Raw genomic sequence first — 19,274 nt, 5'->3', positions numbered from 1 at the left:
ATTAGTCTCCGAGGGTGGGCAGGGGACGTCGGCTCCCATAGGGCTTTATTGTGCGTCCTTGCGGCTTTACTTGGGAGTGTGCCCGATCCAGATCGGGTAACCCGAGTGGAAGTGGACGGGGAACGAATGCGAACAGCGAGGTAGGAAGCAGCGTGCCAGCCAAGAACGGCAACGCCGGCGGAACCCGCCTGGTGATCGTCGAGTCGCCTTCCAAGGCGAAGACCATCGCCGGGTACCTCGGCCGCGGCTATGTCGTGGAGTCCAGCATCGGGCATATTCGCGACCTCCCTGAGAAGGCCGACGACATCCCCGAGGAGTACAAGAGCAAGTCCTGGGCCCGCCTGGGCGTCAACGTGGAGCACGAGTTCGAGCCGCTCTACGTCGTGAACCCCGACAAGCGGGCGCAGGTGAGCAAGCTCAAGCAACTGCTCAAGGACGCCGACGAGCTGTATCTCGCCACTGACGAGGACCGGGAGGGCGAGGCGATCGCCTGGCACCTCCGCGAGGTGCTCAACCCCAAGGTGCCGGTGCACCGCATGGTCTTCCACGAGATCACTCCCCGGGCGATCCAGGAGGCGGTGGCCAACCCGCGCGCCCTCAACCTGCGCCTGGTCGACGCCCAGGAGACCCGCCGCATCCTCGACCGCCTCTACGGCTACGAGGTCAGCCCCGTCCTGTGGAAGAAGGTCAAGCCCCGCCTGTCCGCCGGGCGCGTGCAGTCCGTGGCGACCCGGCTGGTCGTGGAGCGCGAGCGTGAGCGTCTGGCGTTCACCAGCGCGAGCTACTGGGACCTGCAAGGGCTGTTCGACACCGGCCGCGACGAGTCTCCGCACGAGTTCACCGCCACGCTGACCGGCGTGGACGGCAGGCGCGTCGCCCAGGGCCGCGACTTCGCGAGCAACGGCAGGCTCAAGAGCGCCGACGTGCTCCACCTGGACGAGCAGGCCGCGCGGGCGCTGGCCGGCAGGCTGGCCGGTACGGCCTACAAGGTCGCCTCGGTCGAGCGCAAGCCGTACACCCGCAAGCCCTACGCGCCGTTCCGGACGACCACGCTGCAGCAGGAGGCCAGCCGGAAGCTGGGCTTCTCCGCGAAGTCCACCATGCAGGTCGCCCAGCGCCTGTATGAGAACGGTTTCATCACCTACATGCGAACCGACAGCATCACGCTGTCGGAGACCGCCGTCGCCGCCGCCCGCAGCCAGGCCATCAAGCTGTACGGCGCCGCCTACGTGCCCGACAAGCCGCGCGTCTACACCAGCAAGGTGAAGAACGCCCAGGAGGCGCACGAGGCGATCCGCCCCTCCGGCGAGGAGTTTCGCACACCGGGCGAGACCGGGCTGACCGGTGACATGTTCCGGCTGTACGAGCTGATCTGGCAGCGAACCGTCTCGTCCCAGATGAAGGACGCGGTCGGCGAGTCGATCAGCGTCAAGGTGTCGGGCACGTCCGGCTCCGGTGAGCGGGTGGAGTTCTCCGCGACCGGCCGGACCATCACCTTCCACGGCTTCCTGAAGGCCTACGTCGAGGGCGCGGACGACCCGTCGACCGACCGCGACGACTCCGAGAAGCGCCTGCCCAACCTGGCCGAGGGCGACCGCCTCACCGCGGCCGAGCTCAACGTGCTGGCGCACGCGACCAAGCCGCCCGCGAGATACACCGAGGCCTCGCTCATCAAGGAGCTGGAGGACCGGGAGATCGGCCGTCCCTCGACGTACGCGTCGATCATCGGCACGATCCTGGACCGCGGCTACGTGTTCAAGAAGGGCACCGCCCTGGTGCCGTCCTTCCTGGCGTTCGCGGTGGTCAACCTGCTGGAGCAGCACTTCGGGCACCTCGTCGACTACGACTTCACGGCCGACATGGAGAAGGTGCTCGACGACATCGCCAACGACCGGGCGGAGCGGGTGCCCGAGCTGCGGCGTTTCTACTTCGGCGACGACGGTGACGACGGTCTGAAGGTGCTGGTCACCGATCTCGGCGAGATCGACGCCAAGGAGATCAGCTCCTTCCCGATCCGGGGTACCGACATCATGATCCGGGTCGGCCGCTACGGTCCCTACCTGGACCGGGAGGGCGCCCGGGTGAACGTCCCCGAGGACCTGGCGCCCGACGAGCTGACCGCCGAGATGGCCGAGGAGCTGTTCTCCCGCCCGTCGGGCGACCGGCAACTGGGCAAGGATCCGGTCACCGGCAATGTGATCGTGGCCAAGGACGGCCGTTACGGCCCGTACGTGACGGAGATCCTTCCCGAGGAGCCGCCCGCCGAGGGGAAGAAGAAGACCAAGAAGGCCGACGCTCCCAAGGCGCGCATCGAGTCGCTGCTGAAGTCGATGTCCCTGGAGACCGTCACCCTGGACGACGCCCTGCGTCTGCTCTCGCTGCCCAGGACCCTGGGCGAGCTTGACGGCCAGGAGGTCACGGCGCAGAACGGCAAGTTCGGGCCCTACCTGAAGAAGGGGACGGACTCCCGCTCGCTGGCGTCGGAGGACCAGCTGTTCACGGTCACCCTGGAGCAGGCGAGGGAACTGTTCGCCCAGCCCAAGACCCGTGGCAGGGGCCGCGCCGCCGCGGCGCCCCCGCTGCGCGAGCTCGGCGAGGACCCCGTCTCCAAGAAGCCGATCGTGGTCAAGGAGGGGCGTTTCGGCCCTTACGTGACCGATGGTGAGACCAACGCCTCGCTTCGCAAGGGCGACGAGGTTGAGCAGATCACCACCGAGCGTGCCGCCGAGCTTCTCGCCGACCGCCGCGCCCGTGGCCCGGCGCCCAAGAAGCGCCCCACCACCCGCGCGAAGGCCAAGGCCTGACCCCGTCGTCCGGGTGGCCGGGGGATCGCGGCCCCCGGCGAGGGCGTGATCCGGCGTTCGCTCCGGGCCCGGGAGATGTCCCGGGCCCGAAGGCCGGCGGGTTCCGAAGGGCCAGGGGACCCGGGTTCTGAAGGGCTAGGGGACCCGATGTGTCGGGGAATCTCCGAAAGATGGACTCCGCGCCGGAAAACTCCGGCGACATCGGCGCCGATGGACTGTTTTCCACCGGTGTTCGCTGCGGAGGACGGGTCGTACGTACTACCCTCGTGCGACGAGCGGAGGGACACTTCCGCCCGAACCCGTGTTCTCCCCAGCCCAGCGAGCACCTGGATACGCTGACATTATGACCATCCCTGGCCGGAGCACCGCGCGCCGCAAGCCCACCCACGTGCTGGCGAACGCGCCGTTCCGCAAGCTGTGGACGGCCATGTCGGTGTGCAGTCTCGGAGACTGGCTCAACATCATCGCGCTGACCGCTCTCGCGGGTAACCTCACGGCGGGCGCGGGCTACAAGATCCAGAGCTTCGCGATCGGCGGTGTCTTCGTCGCGAAGATGCTCCCGGCCATCCTGCTGGGCCCGCTCGCGGGAGCGTTCGCCGACCGGTTCGACCGCAGGCTGACGATGGTCTTCGCCGACCTGTCGCGCTTCGCGCTGGTTCTGTCGATCCCGCTGATCGGCAACTACCAGTGGGTGATCATCGCCACGTTCCTAGTCGAGTGCGTCAACCTCTTCTGGGTCCCGGCCAAGGACGCCACGGTGCCGAACCTGGTGCCCAAGGAGCGGCTGGAGGAGGCCAACCAGCTCAACCTCCTGGTCACCTACGGCACGGCCCCGGTCGCCGCGCTGCTGTTCGCGGTGCTGTCGTTCGTCGACGACGTGCTGGGCACCTTCGTGCCGTACCTCGCCGCCCGCGACACCTACCTGGCGCTGTTCATCAACTCCCTCGCCTACCTGGTGTCCGCCGTCATCATCTTCACGCTCAAGGACATCCCGAAGGCCCACACGAAGACCGCCGCGGTCTCGACGCCGTCGGTGCTGCGGCAGATCGTCGACGGCTGGCGGTTCGTCGGCGTCAACAGGCCGATCCGGGGCCTGATCATCGGCATGCTCGGCGCGTTCGCGGCCGGCGGCGCGGTCGTCGGCGTGGCCAAGATCTACGTGGGTGCGCTCGGCGGTGGCGACCCGGCCTACGGCGTGGTGTTCGGGGCGGTCTTCGTCGGCATGGCGTCCGGCATGTTCTTCGGCCCGAGGCTCCTGCGGGAGCTCTCCCGGCGCAGGCTGTTCGGGCTGTCGATCATCGTGGCCGGGGTGGTGCTCGCGGCGATCGCGCTCGTCCACAACCTGGCGATCGTCGTCATGCTCACCGTGCTTCTCGGGGCGTGCGCCGGAACCGCCTGGATCATCGGTTACACCATGATCGGGCTGGAGGTCGAGGACAGCCTGCGCGGCCGTACGTTCTCCTTCCTGCAGTCCCTCGCCCGGGTCACCCTGCTGCTGGTCGTCGCGGTCGCGCCGACGCTGGCGGGCCTGTTCGGCCGGCGCGAGATCGTCTTCCGCAAGGAGACGATCTACGTGTTCGACGGTTCCAACCTGGTGCTGCTGATCGGCGGGTTGCTCGCGGTCGTCGTCGGATTCGTCGCGCTGCGGCAGATGGACGACCGCAAGGGGGTGCCGATCCTCGCCGATCTGGCCGCGGCGGTACGGGGCCGGGGCTTCGCGCCGGAGGGCGCCGAGCAGCCGAAGGGGATGTTCATCGCCTTCGAGGGCGGTGAGGGGTCGGGCAAGACCACCCAGTCCCGGCTGCTGGCGATCTGGCTCAGGGACCAGGGCTTCGACGTGGTGCAGACCAGGGAGCCGGGCTCGACCAAGGTGGGCATGCGGCTGCGCGCGATCCTGCTGGACGCCGTGCACCAGGGGCTGTCGGCGCGCTCGGAGGCGCTGCTGTACGCCGCGGACCGCGCCGAGCACGTGGAGAAGGTCATCCGCCCGGCCCTGGAGCGGGGCTCGCTGGTGATCTCCGACCGCTACGTCGACTCCTCGCTGGCCTACCAGGGCGCCGGGCGGGCACTGGACCCCGCCGAGGTCGTGAAGATCAACGACTGGGCCACCGGCGGGCTCGTCCCCGACATGACCGTGCTCATCGACACCCCGCCGTCCGTCGGGCTGGCGCGTCTCGGCGGGGCGGCCGACCGGATCGAGTCCGAGCCGCTGGACTTCCACGAGCGGGTGCGCCGTGAGTTCCGCGCGCTGGCCGCCGCGGCCCCGGAGCGTTACCTGGTCGTCGACGGGACGCTCACCCAGGAGCAGATCTCCGCTCTCATCCACGACCGGATGCGCGAGATCCTGCCCGACCCCGTGCCGCAGGAGTCGGAGGACGCGACCGGAACCATCCCCGTCATCCGTGACTGATCCCGGCGGTAGGTTGATGGCGTGGGAGTCTTCGATGACCTTGTAGGGCAGGAGCGGGCGGCCGTGACGCTCCGCCGGGCCGCGCGGGCGGGGGCCGAGCTCCTGGCCGGCGGGCGCGGGGCGGGGATGACCCACGCGTGGCTGTTCACCGGCCCCCCGGGGTCCGGCAGGGAGGAGGCGGCGCGGGCGTTCGCCGCCGCGCTGTTCTGCCCCGACCAGGGGTGCGGCCACTGCGACATGTGCCACCAGGTGGCCATCGGCTCCCACCCGGACCTGGAGATCGTCCGCCCGCAGGGACTGTCGTACGGGATCAAGGACACCCGCCGGCTCATCCTGCGCGCGGCCGGAGCCCCGACCCTGGGGCGCTGGCGCGTCGTGCTGTTCGAGGACGCCGACCGCGCCACGGAGGGGGCGTCCAACGCGCTGCTCAAGGCGATCGAGGAGCCGCCGCCGCGGACCGTCTGGCTGCTCTGCGCGCCGGCCCCGGACGACATGATGATCACCATCAGGTCCCGCTGCCGTCTGGTCACGCTCGTCACGCCGCCGACCGCGGCGGTCGCCCACGTGCTGGCCACCCGGGAGAACGTGCCTCCCGCGATGGCGGAGTTCGCCGCCAGGGCGGCCCAGGGGCACATCGACCGGGCCCGCAGGCTGGCCCTGGACGAGGAGGCGCGCAAGCGCCGTGACGCGGTGCTGTCCATCCCCCGTTCGCTCACCGGCGTCGGGGAGTGCGTCGTCGCGGCCGAGCGGCTGGTGAAGACCGCGGAGGAGGAGGCGGCGGCCGTCACCTCGGTGCTGAACGAGTCCGAGATCGCCGAGCTGCGGAAGATCTACGGTGAGGGATCCTCGGGCAAGGGGCTCAACAAGGGCCTGATCCGGGGCGGGGCCGGAGCGCTCAAGGAGCTGGAGGACCGGCAGAAGTCGCGGGCGACCAGGACCAAGCGCGACGTCATCGACGCGGCGCTGCTCGACCTGGTGGCGTTCTACCGTGACGTGCTGGCCGTGCAGTTCGGCGCGCACGTGGAGCTCGCCAACGAGGACCGCAGGGCCGAGCTGGAGGGGCTGGCGGGCTCCTCCTCGCCCGAGGACACCCTGCGCAGGATCGACGCGATCATGCGCTGCCGCGAGAGGCTGGCCGCCAACGTCAACCCGCAGATGGCCGTCGAGGCGATGACCATCTCGCTGAGGCAGCCGGGACTCTGACGCCGCGCCGTCCCGCTGGGCGGCCGGGGGCCGACCACCCCGTGGTCGCGGGGAAGGGTACGTCGTCCCGGGCGGACCCGGGGTGCGGGGAAAGTCACGCCGTCCCGAGCAACCCCGGGCCGGTTTTCACGTCTCTTGGTCATGCAGGCCGAAACGTTGGACCTAGGCAGACCCGAGCCCGCTGAGACGATCAGCGGGCTCTACGCCGAGCACGCGCTCGGGCTGACCCGGCTGGCCCTGGTCATGGTCGGGGACCGCGAATCCGCCGAGGACGTGGTCCAGGAGGCCTTTCTCGGCCTCCACCGCCGCTTCGGCGGGCTGCGGGATCCCGGCAAGGCGCTCGTCTACCTGCGCAGTGCCGTGCTGAACAACGCGCGCAGCGTGTTGCGGCGCAGACGGTTGCCCTCCTGGTTCGCCGGGACCTACGAGCCGCCCGTCTGGTCCGCCGAGTCCGCGGCCATGCTCGGTGACGAGCGCAGGGCCGTCATGGAGGCCCTCCGGCGACTGCCCACGCGGCAGCGCGAGGTGCTGTTGCTGCGTTTCTACGCCGACCTGTCCGAAGAGGAGACCGCCCAGGCCATGGGGATCGGCCGGGGGACGGTCAAGTCCACCACCCACCGGGCGTTGCACGCGCTCGGCCGTCTGCTGGGGGAGAACCCGTGAACGAGATCGTCGACAGGCTGCGGGACGCGGCCACGGCCGTGGGGAAGACCGTCGAGGAGGTCCCTCCGTTCCGGCCGGAGGCGCGCCGCGCGGGAGGGCGCCGTACACGGAGGTCGTGGGCCGTGCCGCTGGTGGCGGCGGCGACGGTGACCGGCGTGGTGGCCGGGGCGGGCGCGGTCATCCAGGCGGGACGGGGGGACGGCTCCGCCGGTCCGGTCGCGGGGGCGGGCCCGGAGTTCTTCGCCGTGGGCGACGGCGGCGAGGTCGTCTTCCGCCGTTCGGACACGGGCGAGAGGACCGGCAGGTTCGCCCTGCCAGTCCCGGCCTCGGACGTCGGCGGAAGTCCGGCTCCCTCGGCCTCGGACGTCGGCGGAAGTCCGGCTTCGGGCACGGGCGGGAAGGCCGCGCGGTCCGTGGGAGGGCGCTTCGCCCTGGTGGACGCGGCACGGGACGCCTTCTACACCGCGATCGCCTTCAACAGCTGCGAGACCCGGTTCTTCCGCGTGAAACTCGGCCGGACGGGCAAGGTGACGGGGGCCGACGCACTTCACATCGCCGTGCCCGAGGGCACCGAGCCCACGTCGCTCGCGGTCAGCGCGGACGGCTCGAAGCTGGCCTACAGCCTGGCGCCGTGCGGGGGGGAAATGGAGGCGCCCGGACGACTCCGGTTGACCGATCCGGCGGCAGACAGGAGCCGGCTCGGGGTGACAGATCTGGCGACCGGCAGGAGCCGGGTGTTCACCTCGCGCCAGGCGGGCCAGGTCCTGAACGTCTCGATCACCGCCGACGGCCGTTCGGTCGCCTTCCAGCGCCTCACGGCACGGACCGGTGAGCGGCTGCTTCATCCCCGCACTTCCCTGACGGCGGGTCCGGTGTCCACGAGGGACTGTACGGCCACGCCGACGCCCACGATCACGGTCAGCCCGCCGCCCGCCGGGAGGGAACGGGGCAGCTCGGGGGGAGGGCCGGGCTGGCAGACGCGGATGATCTTTGACGTGAACACGGGAACGGTGCTGGCCGTCGACCCGGATCCGAAAGCGCCGGTGATGACCTTCGAGATGGGGTTCGACGACCCCGAGGTGTGGGTGCTCGACCCCGAGGTCGTCGGAGGAGGTCTCGACACGGCCAGGCGGCTACGGCTCCGGCCGTCCCCGGACGCTCCCGAAGGGGTGCACGGGATCCGGATCAGTGCCGACGGCCGGTCGTTCACGGCGGCGCTGGGCAGGATCGCCGGGCGTGCAGAGGACGGCCGGATGAGGCTCGTGCCCTGCCCCGCGGAGATCGCGACGTTCGACTTCGGCAGTGGCGGCCAGACCGGCGTGCTCTACCGGGACGGGCTGGGCGGCCTTCGACTGGTCGACGCGGACGGCTCCGGCGGGCACCTGCTCGTCCAGCGGGGGCAGGAGTTCGGCGCGGTCGACGCGGGCCGCTACCGCGGGCTACTGGAGGTGCGGGAGCCGTATCTGACGTATATCGGCTGGTGAGAGAGGTGCACTCACACGGTTATACGGTCCCCGTCACATGATCTTAGATCGAATGGAACCATTCCCGGCTAATTCCCCTCAAAGGTTGAGTGTGCATCGTTAGAATTCCCAGCGAATTTCGATGCATTCGTTATAAACCTACCGAACAATGTCCTGCTTTACGGGGATGGCAGCGAAGGACCGGGGGACTCTTGGTCAGCATGGGAGCACATGGCGGGGTGACGGTGTCCGGGGGCAGGCGAGCCGTCACCAGCCGGGTGAACGGCGACGACACCCTGTGCGTCGAATGGCCGGAGCCGGATGACGGGGAGATCATCCTGCGGCACGCAGAGACGGGCGAGGAACGGGCGGCCGCGGGCCTGAGCGGCCTGCGGCCCGGCATCTGGCTCGCCTCCCACCGGGGCGAGCCTCTGGCGACCGACGATCCGGGCTTCTCCCTGGACGGGCTGCTCGCCTACGCCGGGACGCCCCGCGACCGGGAGGTCAAGGCCTTCCGGACCTCGGCGGGCACCCTCGCCCTGGCGGTCCGGGAGGTCGGACCGTACGTCGAGGTGACCGGCGTCGTCTCCGACGACGGAGTGATCGAGATCAGGGGCCTGATCGCCTACGGCGAGCCGATCGAGGGACCGGCCACGCTCGTCGCCGTGCCCAGGAAGGGGACGCGGCCGGTGAGCGGGCCCGCGACCTTCGCGGGACGGCGTTTCGAGGGCGGCGTCCGGATAGCGCACATGGCCGAGGGACAGACGAGGCGGCGGGTCTTCTGGGACCTCCACGCGGAGGCCTGCGGGGTACGGCTGCCGCTCGCCACCCGTCTCGACGACGTCACCGACAAGAAGACCAAGGTGCGCTTCCCCGCCCAGTACGTGGACCGGATCAGGGTCCGGCCCTACTACACCGAGACCGACGGCCTGGCCGTGGCCCTCACCGTCGAGGAGGAGAGCTCGTGAAGATCTCCTATCTGATCCTCAACGCCTACGGCATGGGCGGCACGATCCGCGCCACCTTCGACCTCGCCACCGAGATGTCCCAGCGGCACGACGTCGAGGTGATCAGCGTCTTCCAGCACGCGGACCGGCCCTTCCTGCCGCTGGGGCCGAAGGTCAGGCTGCGCTCGCTGGTCGACCTGCGTCCGGGGGCGCGGGTCCGCTGGCCGTACACGAAGAAGGCCGAGCGGCTGAGCGCGCGGGAGAGCGCGCTGATCCACCCCGAGGAACGCGCCTACTCCTCCTTCAGCGCGTGGAGCGACGAGGTCCTCAAGCGTGAGCTGCAGCGGCTCCGCACCGATGTGCTCGTCACCACCAGGGCCGGGCTGAACATCATGGCCGCCCGGTTCGCGCGCAGGAAGATCGTGACGATCGCCCAGGAGCACCTGCACTTCGAGGCCCACCAGCCCGGCATCTTCGAGGAGATCCGGCAGTGGTACCCCAGGCTGAACGCGCTCGTGACCCTCACCGAGGCGGACGAGCGGGACTACCGGGCCATGCTCGACCGGGCGCCGACCCGGGTCTACACCATCGGCAACGGGCTGGCCGGAGGGCCGCGTCCCCGCTCCAGGCAGGAGAACCGGATCGTGCTGGCCGCCGGGCGGCTGGTGCCGGTCAAGGGCTACGACCGGCTGCTGCAGGCGTTCGCCCAGGTGATCCAGAAGCGCCCGGACTGGAAGTTGCGGATCTACGGCGAGGGCCGGGTCGCCGACAAGCTGCTCAGGCTCTCCGTCAAACTGCGCCTGCACAACAACGTCATGTTCATGGGACCGACCGGCGACATCGAGGGCGAGCTCGCCAAGGCCTCGATCCACGCGGTCAGCTCCCGTTTCGAGGGCTTCGGCATGACCATCATCGAGGCGTTCGCCTGCGGTGTGCCGGTGGTCAGCTTCGACTGCCCCCGCGGCCCTCGGGAGATCATCACCTCCGGCCACGACGGCCTGCTGGTCCCGCCCGACGACATCGACGCCCTCGCCGCCGGACTGCTCAGGATGATCGACGATGACGAGGGCAGACGCAGGATGGCGGAGAACGCCCTCGGAACAGCCGGGAACTACGCCATCTCCATGATCGCGGAACGCTGGGAGAAGGCCCTCGCCGACCTGACACGCTGAACCCACGGCTCATCCGGTCCGCTCCGTCTTCCACGCCCTGGTTCGGACCGGTACGGCCGGCGCTGCTCATGCCGGGTGACCAGGCCACGGCCGTGAACGACATGCCGGAGTCGTTCAGGGCCGTGCCGCGGGCCGGTGCCGACCGGAAGGCGATCGTCACGGCGGCCCGGGAACCGCCGGGCGGCTCCAATGCGGTCGACCAGAGGTGTTTGGCGCGCAAGGAGAGATGCCGAACCGCACGCGTCTTCGTGCGTCGCACCGCCCTTCGGGCCGTTCTCCCCGTTTCCTTCCTTCTCCTGCGTCTTTTCCTGGGCGGCTCTCGATGCCCGCCCTCCGCTTTTCCTCTTCTTCGTTCCCGTTCCTCTCGGAGTCCCCAGGGGCGGTTCCGGCGCGTAGGGTGGCCTGGTGGGCGCTTAGCCGTACCCCCAGCAGCTTTGGAGCCACATGAGCATGATCATGGCCGTGAGCTTCACCCGTTACGGCCGGCTGTACTACCTCGATCCGGGCGGCCACAGCCCGAAGATCGGCGACAAGGTGCTCGTGCCCACCGACGCGGGTCCCGAGGTCGCCGAGTGCGTCTGGGCGCCCCAGTGGACGAGCGAGGAGATCGACGGGCTGCCGGTGTGCGCGGGTCTCGCGGGCGAGGAGCACCTGACCCGCGACGAGAGCAACAAGCGGCGGCGCGCGGAGGCCCGCAGCGTCTCCAAGCGCCTGATCAAGCGGCACACGCTCCCGATGAAGGTCATCGGGGTCGACTATCTCGACTCCGACAACGTCTACACGGTCTACTTCTCCGCCCCCCACCGCGTCGACTTCCGCGCCCTGGTCCGCGACCTGGCCAGGAACCTGCGCGCCCGGGTCGAACTGCGCCAGGTGGGACCCCGCGACGAGGCCCGCCTGCAGGGCGGGATCGGCCCGTGCGGCCGTGACCTGTGCTGCGCCACCTTCCTCAAGGACTTCGAGCCGGTCTCCGTGCGCATGGCCAAGGACCAGGACCTGCCGGTCAACCCGATGCGCATCGCCGGGGCGTGCGGGCGGCTGATGTGCTGCCTGAAGTACGAACACCCCCTCTACACCGAGGCGCACACCAGGATGCCCCGGGTCGGCGCGAAGGTGGACACCCCCGAGGGGTCGGGAACCGTGGTCGGGCGCAACGTCCCCTCCGACTCGGTCGTGGTCCGCCTGGACGACGGCGGACGGCGCTGCGCGTGCTCCTCGGCCTCGGTCTGCTCCCCGCGCAAACAGCACGACACGCTGTACGGCGGAGCGGTCACGGTCGCCGGGGGCGATCCCGAGCGGTAGGCCGGCACCCCGGGACGGTTCCGGGACGATGTCCGGGGAAGGCACGCCGCCCAGGGGAGGCTCCGGAGCGGCCCCGAAGGCTCCGCGGAGGTCCTGCGAAGGTCCCGTGGAGGTCCCGTGGAGGTCCTGCGGAGGTCCTGCGGAGGTTTCGTGGAGGTTCCGCGCGGAGGTGAGGGGGCGTCCGCGGGAAGCCCGCCGTGCCTCACCTCCGCGGAGGCCTCATTGGAAGGGGTTCCTCATGCCGACGTGCGGACGGGTGCCGTTGATCCGGTCCTCCCCGCTGTTCTGGGAGCGCAGCTCCTCGCTCCGCTTCTTGATCATTTTTTCCAGGGTGGCCCGCGCCTCGGCGTCGGCGGCCTTGCCATCGACGTCCACGAGCTGACGCTGTCTTCTCCGCTCCTCCGCCTCGCGGTGGGCCCGCAGTTCGAGCTCACCGATACGCGCGTCCATGTCGAGCTGGAGACGCTTCTCGTGGACCCTCTCCTGCGTCCGGTTGGCGTGTTCCACCATGCGGTCGTAGGTGGTCGTGCCCCCCATGAGCTTGACGAGGACGGGAAGACAGTCGATGAGGACCAGGAAGAGCCGGAGCAGCCAGCTCGCCGCGAACAGGTAGGTGTTCTCCGACGAGATCGCGTGCAGCGCCCGCAGCCGTTCCAGGAGCCCGACGGGATCGTCCTTGCCGGGCATCGCGGACAGCCGCTCGTCGATCCTGGCCTTGATCTCGCGACCGAAGTCGCCCTGCTTGTCGGCGAGGGGGCCGCGCAGCGCGGATATCCGGGCCTCCATGTTCTGGAGCTCGCGCTGATCGCCGGGCAGGTCGCTGCGGGCCATGGCCTTCTTCGCCTCGGCGTCGAGGCGCCGGCAGAGCGGGCCCATTCCCCGCTTGCCGCTCGTCCCGTCGGCCTTGCGGCCCGCGCACTCGGCCGTGGCCTGGTCGAACAGTCGCTGGTAGTTCGCCCTGCCGGCCCGGATCCGCTCCCGCAGCTTGGCCGCGTCCTTCTCCAGTTCGGCGAGCTCGGCCATGTCCGCCTCCGCGGCCGAGGACATGAGCCTGGCGCGTTCGCAGCCGCGGCCCGGCGGCGGCGTGGCCGCCATCTGCGGATTGCACTCGACCAGCAGAGCCCGTTCCCTGCTCAGCGCGGCCTCCCGCTCGTCGATGACGTGCTGGACCACGGCGGTCTCGAACACTCTCAGGACCAGCGGCTCGGCGATGATGACACCCAGCACCACGGCCACGAGCAGGCGTGGAATCAGCATCATGAGCCGCTGTTGCCATATGCCGGTGACCGTCGAGACGAGCCATCGGTCGAGGTTGAGCACGATGAGCAGCCAGATCAGCGCGGGAACGACCAACACGACGTGGACGCCGCCGAGGGCCTGGCTCAGCGCGAACCACATGGAGACCCCGGCGACGACCGCGGTGCCCAGCACCACACCGCCGAGGCCGACGTAGCGGGTCCGCTCCAGCGGTACCTGGTCGAGGATCTCCTCGTCGACCCCCGCGAGGACCCGCAGTCGTCTTCCCAGGTCAAACCGCAGACCAGGTCGTCCGGCGCCCCGGGGTCTCGACCGCCCGCCGCGGGGCGCGCCCTCAGTCATCGAGCTCCTCCAGCCCGATCCTGCGCGGCCCCTCGCCCGAGTCCTTGAAGGCCTTTCCCTCGGTGAGCCCGAGGCGTTCGCCGTCCCGCGGGGCCTCGATTGGGGGGTCGCCTCCGACGATGGAGTTGATGGCCCGGTTGATGAGCCTGTGGGTGTCGATGGGAAGGAAGTCCAGCGCTCCCTCGGGCATGCTGTCGATCAGGTCGGACAGGGCCTTCATCCGGGCGGCCTGAGCCTTGTAGGTGACCATCACGCTGTCCGACAGCAGCACTTCCTCACGGCTGGCGCCGAGCGCGAGACTGGCCTCGACACCACGCCTGAAGATGGTCTCGATCCTGGTCACGTCCCGGTTCTCGATCGCCCACTCCAGTTCCTTGCGCTCCCCGGTCCACGTGAGCTGCTTGAGTTGCTGGCCGTGGGTGAGGATGTCCTCCGGCGGGAGAAGGTCGACGTTGACCAGGGTGGCCTCCAACCCGTCCACCCGGGGCGGGCAGAACTCCAGATAGGCCCGGACCTGGCTGGTGACGTCGGAGGACAGCAGGTGCACCTCCTCGATCGGCCGGGCCATACCCAGGCGCATGAGCTGGGCGTCGTCGCGGAGGTGGTTGCCCAGTATCGTCGCCGCGTCGTCGACGCCGGAGGCCACGATCGTCTCCGGATCGGTCACCTTGCACGCGAAGGTCGCCTGCAGCTGGAAGGGGTAGCCCATGTCCCGTGAGGGGATCTCGACGCTGAGGGTGACCCGATGGCTGCGCACGTAGACGACGCTCACCGACTTCGCCCGCACGACGGCGTCCTCGCCCCCTCTGAGATGCCGGCCTTCCGTGTAGGCCTTGTAACCGCCGTTCACGGCGAAGACGAGAACGGTCCCTACCGGCGTCTCGGGGAGCTCTTCGAGGTTCCGGCGCGGGAAGAGCCCCAGTAGCCGCTGGGGAGGCCGAAGAGCACGTTCCTCGATGATCGGGTAGCCGCTGAGAGCGGACATCGATGTCTCCCTGGTGTGTCAAGAAGGGGTCTGCCGGAAGCCCGCGTTGAGCAGGGCGAGGACGATGTGCTTGGCGGGTGGGGAGTCCCGCCGCACGTGGCCGTGGCCGTCGGCGCAGGCGCGGTCGATCGCGCGCCTCACCAGTACCGCGACGGTCTCGGGCAGGGTGGACCACACCGCCTCGCCGAGCGCGTCCGCGGCGGCCAGGGCGGCGCTCCGCCCTCCCGCGCCACAGCCCTGCCCCTCCAGGTGGCCGGAGTCCGTCTCCCCCGAGACGTCGTCCTGCCTTTCCCGGTGGCCGTCCGTCTCCCCCGAGGCGCCGTCCTGTCTTTCCCGGTGACCGTCCTGCTCGCCCAGATGGCGGAGCGTACGGCACAGCGCACGGACGGCGTTGGCACGATGATGGGCGCTGTGCAGAGTCCAGGCCCACAGCGTGCCGATCGCCCCGGCGCTGTCCGGCTGGGACAGCAGCAGCCAGGCCATGAGCGGCTCCTCATGCCCCAGCCGGTCGGCGTCCAGCACGCCGAGCACGGCCTCCAGCGCCCGTCGCGAACGCTGGGGCTCCGGCCTCTCGCTGAGATCGCGCTCAAGATGCATGACGAGCAGCCGCAGGCCGGCCAGCGCCTCGTCGGCCCGCTCCGCCGCCGTCTGGAACATGAGCGCCAGGGCTCTTTGGGCGACGTTGCCGACCCGGACACCTTGCAGGGACAGGTACCAGAGCCAGCCGACCGTTTCAGCCGGGTAGCGGATCGACAGACCGCCCGCGAAGGCGAGCGCCGCGGTCATCGCCTGCTGCTGCTCGGCGTCCTCGGCCCAGTCCAGGGCGGTGGTGAGGGCGACGGCCGCCGTGACGTCGTCCGCGCACATGATGGACAGGGTGCTGGCCGCCGTCAGGCGCTCCTCGACCAGGCCCTCGGCCCAGGGGGAGAGGAACGACTCCCTGACCTCCTCGGGGTGTTTCCTGGCGAGCAGGGCGAGGCCCGCCGCGACCTGCACCTGGACCTCGGGCAGGTCGTTCGCCAACTCGCGGATCCACTGACGCAACGGCTCCAGCAGCCGGTATCCATAGTCACGGTAGAGCCGCAGGATCACCTGCTCGCGGTGGTGCGGGCTGCGGAAGACGACCCTGGGTTCCCCGCCGTCGGCCGACACCTCGATCAGGGCGTGTCCGTCGTACCAGAGTCTCCTGCTCCGGGGCAGGTCCTCCTCGATGTGGCGCCGCTCGCGCTCGGCTCCCTGCCGCTCCACTTCGTCCGCGATGGCGGTCAGCAGTACCACGAGACGCTCGAAGACGCGCTCGGGCACGCCGTACGCGAAGGCGAGGGCGGCGATGGCCAGCACTTCGGAGCGTTTCGGCTCGCGGTCGAACCACTTGGCGACGGTGCTGCCGCCGAGGTCGGCCAGGATCTCCTCGGGTGGTCGGGCGCCGGTGAGCATCTGCTCGGCCAGCTCGACGACCAGGCGTGGCGAGCGCAGCGTGGCGGCCTCCTGCGGGATCCGGTCCCGCTCGCGGGAGAAGCGGTCCCGGCCGAACCGCGCCTCGAGCATCTCCAGCGGGTCCGGCGGTTCCCAGCCGACCTCGAACGCCGTGAGCTCCGGACGGATCTCGGGACGGTTCAGGGTGATCACGAGATACGTTCCCACCTGCGCCAGCTTGGTGCTCAGTGCGTCGAAGGTGAAGCGCCGGACACTCGTCTCGGCCGTTCCCTCGATCCAGTCGCGGATGAAGTAGACCCGGTCTTCCTTGAAGGAGACGGACAGCAGGTCCTCCAGGTTCCGGGCGGGAGAGAAGAGGACGATCTTCTCTGAGGAGAGTCTGACCTCGGCGAGGAGCGCCGCCCCGCTCGTCCGCTTGCCGATCCCCTCGTCTCCGACGAGGACGACCACATGCCGCTCGCGCAGGATCGCCAGAGCCTTACCGAAGCTCCGGGGCCTGACGAAGTGTCTGAGCGCGTCTTCGAAGTCCTTCTGGCCGAGCTGCCCGGAGATCGAACGGGGCGTCGGAGCACCCGCGATGCCGAAGGTCGCGTCCTGCGCGTTCACGCCGGAGAGGAAGTTGTTGATCACGGTGGCGCTCTGGCCGAGAGCGGCCTCGTTGAAATCATCCTCTACCTTTTCTGTCTTTTCGGACTTCTCTGCCTCCTCTGCCTTGTCGGCTTTATCCGGATTTTCCGCCTCTTGCTCGTCCAGGGCGTTCTGCTGTTGCCCATCCGGCGAAGGGGTGGCGGAGGATTCGGGACGAGGGTCCTCCTGCGGAGATTTCTTGGCCGTCATTTACGGCTGACCCCGAAAATCGCCCCGCGTGCGTCGACGGAGCCGTTCATATTGTTGATCACTTCCGCCCGCTGGGAAACGGCGGCGTTCCCGCCGTCCGGCGGTTCCGGTGCCTCGGATGGCCCCGACAGGTGGCTCAGGCTTCCCGGGCCGAGATCCGGGGCCCAGACCCAGGCGGGGCCGGCGAACTCCTTCTCGTGAACCATGACCCGGTGGAAGTCGGTGGCCGAAAAGGAGGTGTGGCCCTGGAGGACGACGTCCTCGAAAACCCGCTGGGAAAGGACAAGGACGATGTTCGCCTCCTCCCTGTCGTTGAACACCTGCTTCAACGCCTGCCAGCCGACCAGGCGGCTCGCCTCGACCACCGCCTGACCCGCGTATCCGTTCACCGATGGGTAGGCGGTGCCGAAGGCGAGCGCGACCCTGAGCCGGAACCGCTCGTGCGGTGCCAGCGTGTGGTTGCGCTGAACGAGCTCCCGGTGGAGCGCGCGCATGTACTGGTCGACGACGAGAGGCTCGGGCTCGCTCGTCGGCAGGATCGCGAGTTCGCCGTCGCCACCCGGCTGGATGGCCCAGCCCCCGCGGTTGAGCCCCGCCTGTGCGGCGGCGGCCGTGTGGACGTCGACGAAGTTTCGCTGCATGATCTCGTGCCGCTTGTCGTTCCCCTGTCCGTAACCTCTCAGGTCGCTGGACATGACAAGGGCGCGTTCGAAAGAGGCGCTTTCCATGGCTTCCTGGTTTCTTGCCTTCTATGGCCGATGCCTTCTGGGACATCAGTATGAGGCAGGCAGGTGTGGGCACATCCCCTACCAGTAGGGGATGTGACCCACCGAATAGTGAGAATCAATCCAAAGCGTATTAATCCATACTCGTACCACGCTCTCCCCCTTTACATGGAGGTGAGGGGGAGGGTGAGAGGGAAATGTTATTTAGGTTCCGGCAGAAGCCTCATGAAGTGACGAAGGATGACCTGAATGACGCGCTCGCGATGGTGGCGTCGTTCCAGGGATACGTGCAGCACGCCGACGGGAAGGTGAGCACCCTCGTCGTACTGCACGCGGGAGCGGCCGCGACCGTCGCCTCCCAGGTCCCGGCGGGCCTCCAGCCCGGTCAGGCCGGCGGCGCAGCCGGAGCCGTGCTCCTGTGCCTCTTCCTGCTCGGCTTCCTGGTCTCCGGCTACCACATGCTCCAGGCCGTCCGGCCCGTCCTGAGGCCGCCGGCCATCCGGAGCAGGTACGGCGTCGCCGGACGTGGACCGTCCGCGCCGAACGAGGTCTCCCGGAGCATCCCGGCCAGGATCGCGGAGGCGCGGGCGATGGCCGAACTCCTCGCCGCGATCGCCGAGCGCAAGTATCGCCACGTCTCCAGGGCGGTGCCCTGGACCGGCCTGATGCTGGGCTCGGCGATCTGCTGGCTGGCGCTCGTCGTGATGTGGCGATGATCCTGCCCGCCGGCGGCCCCGATCCGCCGGCGGGCCCGGTTCACCGCGGGCCCGGTCCTCCGCGAGCTCAATCCACCGCGGGCCCGGTTCTCCACGAGCTCAATCCACCGCGAGTTCAATCCACCGCGGGCTCAGTCCTCCGAGGCGAAGGCGTGAAGTCCCTCCAGATCCGTGATGATCACCCGCCGGTAGTGGGTCTTCAACAGCCCGTTCTCCTTGAGGATCCGGACCGCCTTGCCCACCGCCGCCTCCCTGGCCCCGATCAGCCGCCCAAGCTCCGGCTGGGACAGCTGGACCCCCAGATCCGTCCCGTCCCGGACCGCGAAACCATGGCGCTCCACCAGTTCGCTGAGGACGCGCGCCAGCCGTACCGGGACCTCGAAGGCGGCGAAGTCGAGCCTGCGCCGGTTGGCCCAGTCGAGCCGTTGCGCGATCATGGCGGCCAGCACGGGCCATGACTCCGGGCGGTTGTTCAGATAGGAGAGGAAGGCGGTGGCCGGTATCCGGAAGGTCAGCATGGGCGTGCACGCCGTGACCGTCGCCGAACGGCCCACCCCCCTGAACACCGCCATCTCACCGACGAGGTCACCGCTCACCCGCACGCCGAGCAGTACCTCGACCCCGTTGTCGAGGATCGCCGTGACCTTGGCGCAGGCGGGCAGTCTCGGCCGGACCGAACGCAGCAGGAAGACATGGTCGCTGCGGAGATCGCCCTGTTGGATCAGAACCGCCCCGGGCTCGTGAGCGTCGGACTTGCCCAGAGCCAGAAGCTCTCCACGCGCACTCTCGTCAAGAGCGGACATGAGGGTTCCCACGGGCCAGGCCGAGTCCGGCCCGCGTTGGGATGCTCTGTCAGGCACGAGACCTCCTCACTTGAGGGTGTGTGTCTCATTCACGTTGATCGCTACATTCCTGTGGAGCGTGGGGGAACATACTTCAGCATCGCCGATCGCTCTCCCCGCAGCGGGGGTTTTCAAGGCGTACGATGCCACCGGTACATGACCCGCCAGT

Annotated in this window: 14 protein-coding genes; 9 read left to right on the top strand and 5 right to left on the bottom strand. The window is 69.5% G+C overall.

Annotated elements, in window-relative coordinates; translation table 11 throughout:
• Positions 1-152: 152 nt before the first annotated feature.
• The 8 genes from topA (at position 153) to ricT (ending at position 11,964) form a co-directional block, all read left to right on the top strand.
• Positions 153-2,804 (top strand): type I DNA topoisomerase, encoded by a 2,652-nt coding sequence (gene topA, locus AB0N02_RS17900; protein WP_363947325.1) that lies wholly within the window; start codon positions 153-155, stop codon positions 2,802-2,804.
• A gap of 343 nt (positions 2,805-3,147) precedes the next feature.
• Complete coding sequence (gene tmk / locus AB0N02_RS17895; RefSeq protein ID WP_363947323.1) at positions 3,148-5,214, top strand: dTMP kinase; 2,067 nt, start codon at positions 3,148-3,150, stop codon at positions 5,212-5,214.
• A gap of 21 nt (positions 5,215-5,235) precedes the next feature.
• On the top strand, positions 5,236-6,417 hold the full coding sequence (locus AB0N02_RS17890) for a DNA polymerase III subunit delta' (protein WP_363947320.1): 1,182 nt from the start codon (positions 5,236-5,238) through the stop codon (positions 6,415-6,417).
• Between the two features lie 156 nt (positions 6,418-6,573).
• Complete coding sequence (locus tag AB0N02_RS17885) at positions 6,574-7,080, top strand: SigE family RNA polymerase sigma factor (RefSeq protein ID WP_363947317.1); 507 nt, start codon at positions 6,574-6,576, stop codon at positions 7,078-7,080.
• Positions 7,077-8,564 (top strand): hypothetical protein, encoded by a 1,488-nt coding sequence (locus AB0N02_RS17880; RefSeq protein WP_363947314.1) that lies wholly within the window; start codon positions 7,077-7,079, stop codon positions 8,562-8,564. The genes AB0N02_RS17885 and AB0N02_RS17880 overlap by 4 nt, the downstream gene beginning before the upstream one ends.
• Before the next feature lie 200 nt (positions 8,565-8,764).
• On the top strand, positions 8,765-9,511 hold the full coding sequence (locus AB0N02_RS17875) for a hypothetical protein (RefSeq protein WP_363947311.1): 747 nt from the start codon (positions 8,765-8,767) through the stop codon (positions 9,509-9,511).
• On the top strand, positions 9,508-10,662 hold the full coding sequence (locus AB0N02_RS17870; protein ID WP_363947309.1) for a glycosyltransferase family 4 protein: 1,155 nt from the start codon (positions 9,508-9,510) through the stop codon (positions 10,660-10,662). Before AB0N02_RS17875 ends, AB0N02_RS17870 begins: the two co-directional genes overlap by 4 nt.
• Before the next feature lie 450 nt (positions 10,663-11,112).
• A complete protein-coding gene (gene ricT, locus AB0N02_RS17865; protein WP_363947562.1) occupies positions 11,113-11,964 on the top strand; it encodes a regulatory iron-sulfur-containing complex subunit RicT in 852 nt (283 codons plus the stop codon).
• Positions 11,965-12,183: 219 nt separating this feature from the next.
• Here the strand turns inward: ricT and AB0N02_RS17860 are convergent, their stop codons facing one another.
• From AB0N02_RS17860 to AB0N02_RS17845, 4 genes are all read right to left on the bottom strand, one after another.
• Positions 12,184-13,563 carry a DUF4407 domain-containing protein gene (locus AB0N02_RS17860; RefSeq protein WP_363947306.1) on the bottom strand — a complete coding sequence of 460 codons (1,380 nt, stop codon included), beginning with the start codon at positions 13,561-13,563 and terminating at the stop codon, positions 12,184-12,186.
• A complete protein-coding gene (locus AB0N02_RS17855) occupies positions 13,556-14,548 on the bottom strand; it encodes a hypothetical protein (RefSeq protein ID WP_363947303.1) in 993 nt (330 codons plus the stop codon). Before AB0N02_RS17855 ends, AB0N02_RS17860 begins: the two co-directional genes overlap by 8 nt.
• Before the next feature lie 18 nt (positions 14,549-14,566).
• Complete coding sequence (locus AB0N02_RS17850; RefSeq protein WP_363947300.1) at positions 14,567-16,615, bottom strand: hypothetical protein; 2,049 nt, start codon at positions 16,613-16,615, stop codon at positions 14,567-14,569.
• Between the two features lie 203 nt (positions 16,616-16,818).
• Positions 16,819-17,550 (bottom strand): hypothetical protein, encoded by a 732-nt coding sequence (locus tag AB0N02_RS17845; protein WP_363947297.1) that lies wholly within the window; start codon positions 17,548-17,550, stop codon positions 16,819-16,821.
• Positions 17,551-17,777: 227 nt separating this feature from the next.
• On the opposite strand from AB0N02_RS17845, the gene AB0N02_RS17840 reads away from it, so the two are divergent.
• Positions 17,778-18,263, top strand: a complete 486-nt coding sequence (locus AB0N02_RS17840) for a hypothetical protein (protein ID WP_363947294.1) — start codon at positions 17,778-17,780, stop codon at positions 18,261-18,263.
• Positions 18,264-18,394: 131 nt separating this feature from the next.
• On the opposite strand, the gene AB0N02_RS17835 is transcribed toward AB0N02_RS17840, so the two are convergent.
• On the bottom strand, positions 18,395-19,066 hold the full coding sequence (locus AB0N02_RS17835) for a Crp/Fnr family transcriptional regulator (protein ID WP_363947292.1): 672 nt from the start codon (positions 19,064-19,066) through the stop codon (positions 18,395-18,397).
• Positions 19,067-19,274 lie beyond the last annotated feature (208 nt).

The organism is Streptosporangium sp. NPDC051022 (assembly GCF_040683035.1).
Taxonomy (GTDB): Bacteria; Actinomycetota; Actinomycetes; order Streptosporangiales; family Streptosporangiaceae; genus Streptosporangium.
Note: the sequence above shows the minus strand (reverse complement) of the source record. Positions and strands in the feature narration are given on the sequence as shown.

Coding starts and splice junctions, on each gene's coding strand:
- tmk (WP_363947323.1), top strand. CDS start 3,148: ATGACCATCCCTGGCCGGAGCACCGCGCGCCGCAAGCCCACCCACGTG.
- AB0N02_RS17875 (WP_363947311.1), top strand. CDS start 8,765: ATGGGAGCACATGGCGGGGTGACGGTGTCCGGGGGCAGGCGAGCCGTC.
- ricT (WP_363947562.1), top strand. CDS start 11,113: ATGATCATGGCCGTGAGCTTCACCCGTTACGGCCGGCTGTACTACCTC.
- AB0N02_RS17860 (WP_363947306.1), bottom strand. CDS start 13,563: ATGACTGAGGGCGCGCCCCGCGGCGGGCGGTCGAGACCCCGGGGCGCC.
- AB0N02_RS17855 (WP_363947303.1), bottom strand. CDS start 14,548: ATGTCCGCTCTCAGCGGCTACCCGATCATCGAGGAACGTGCTCTTCGG.
- AB0N02_RS17845 (WP_363947297.1), bottom strand. CDS start 17,550: ATGGAAAGCGCCTCTTTCGAACGCGCCCTTGTCATGTCCAGCGACCTG.
- AB0N02_RS17835 (WP_363947292.1), bottom strand. CDS start 19,066: ATGTCCGCTCTTGACGAGAGTGCGCGTGGAGAGCTTCTGGCTCTGGGC.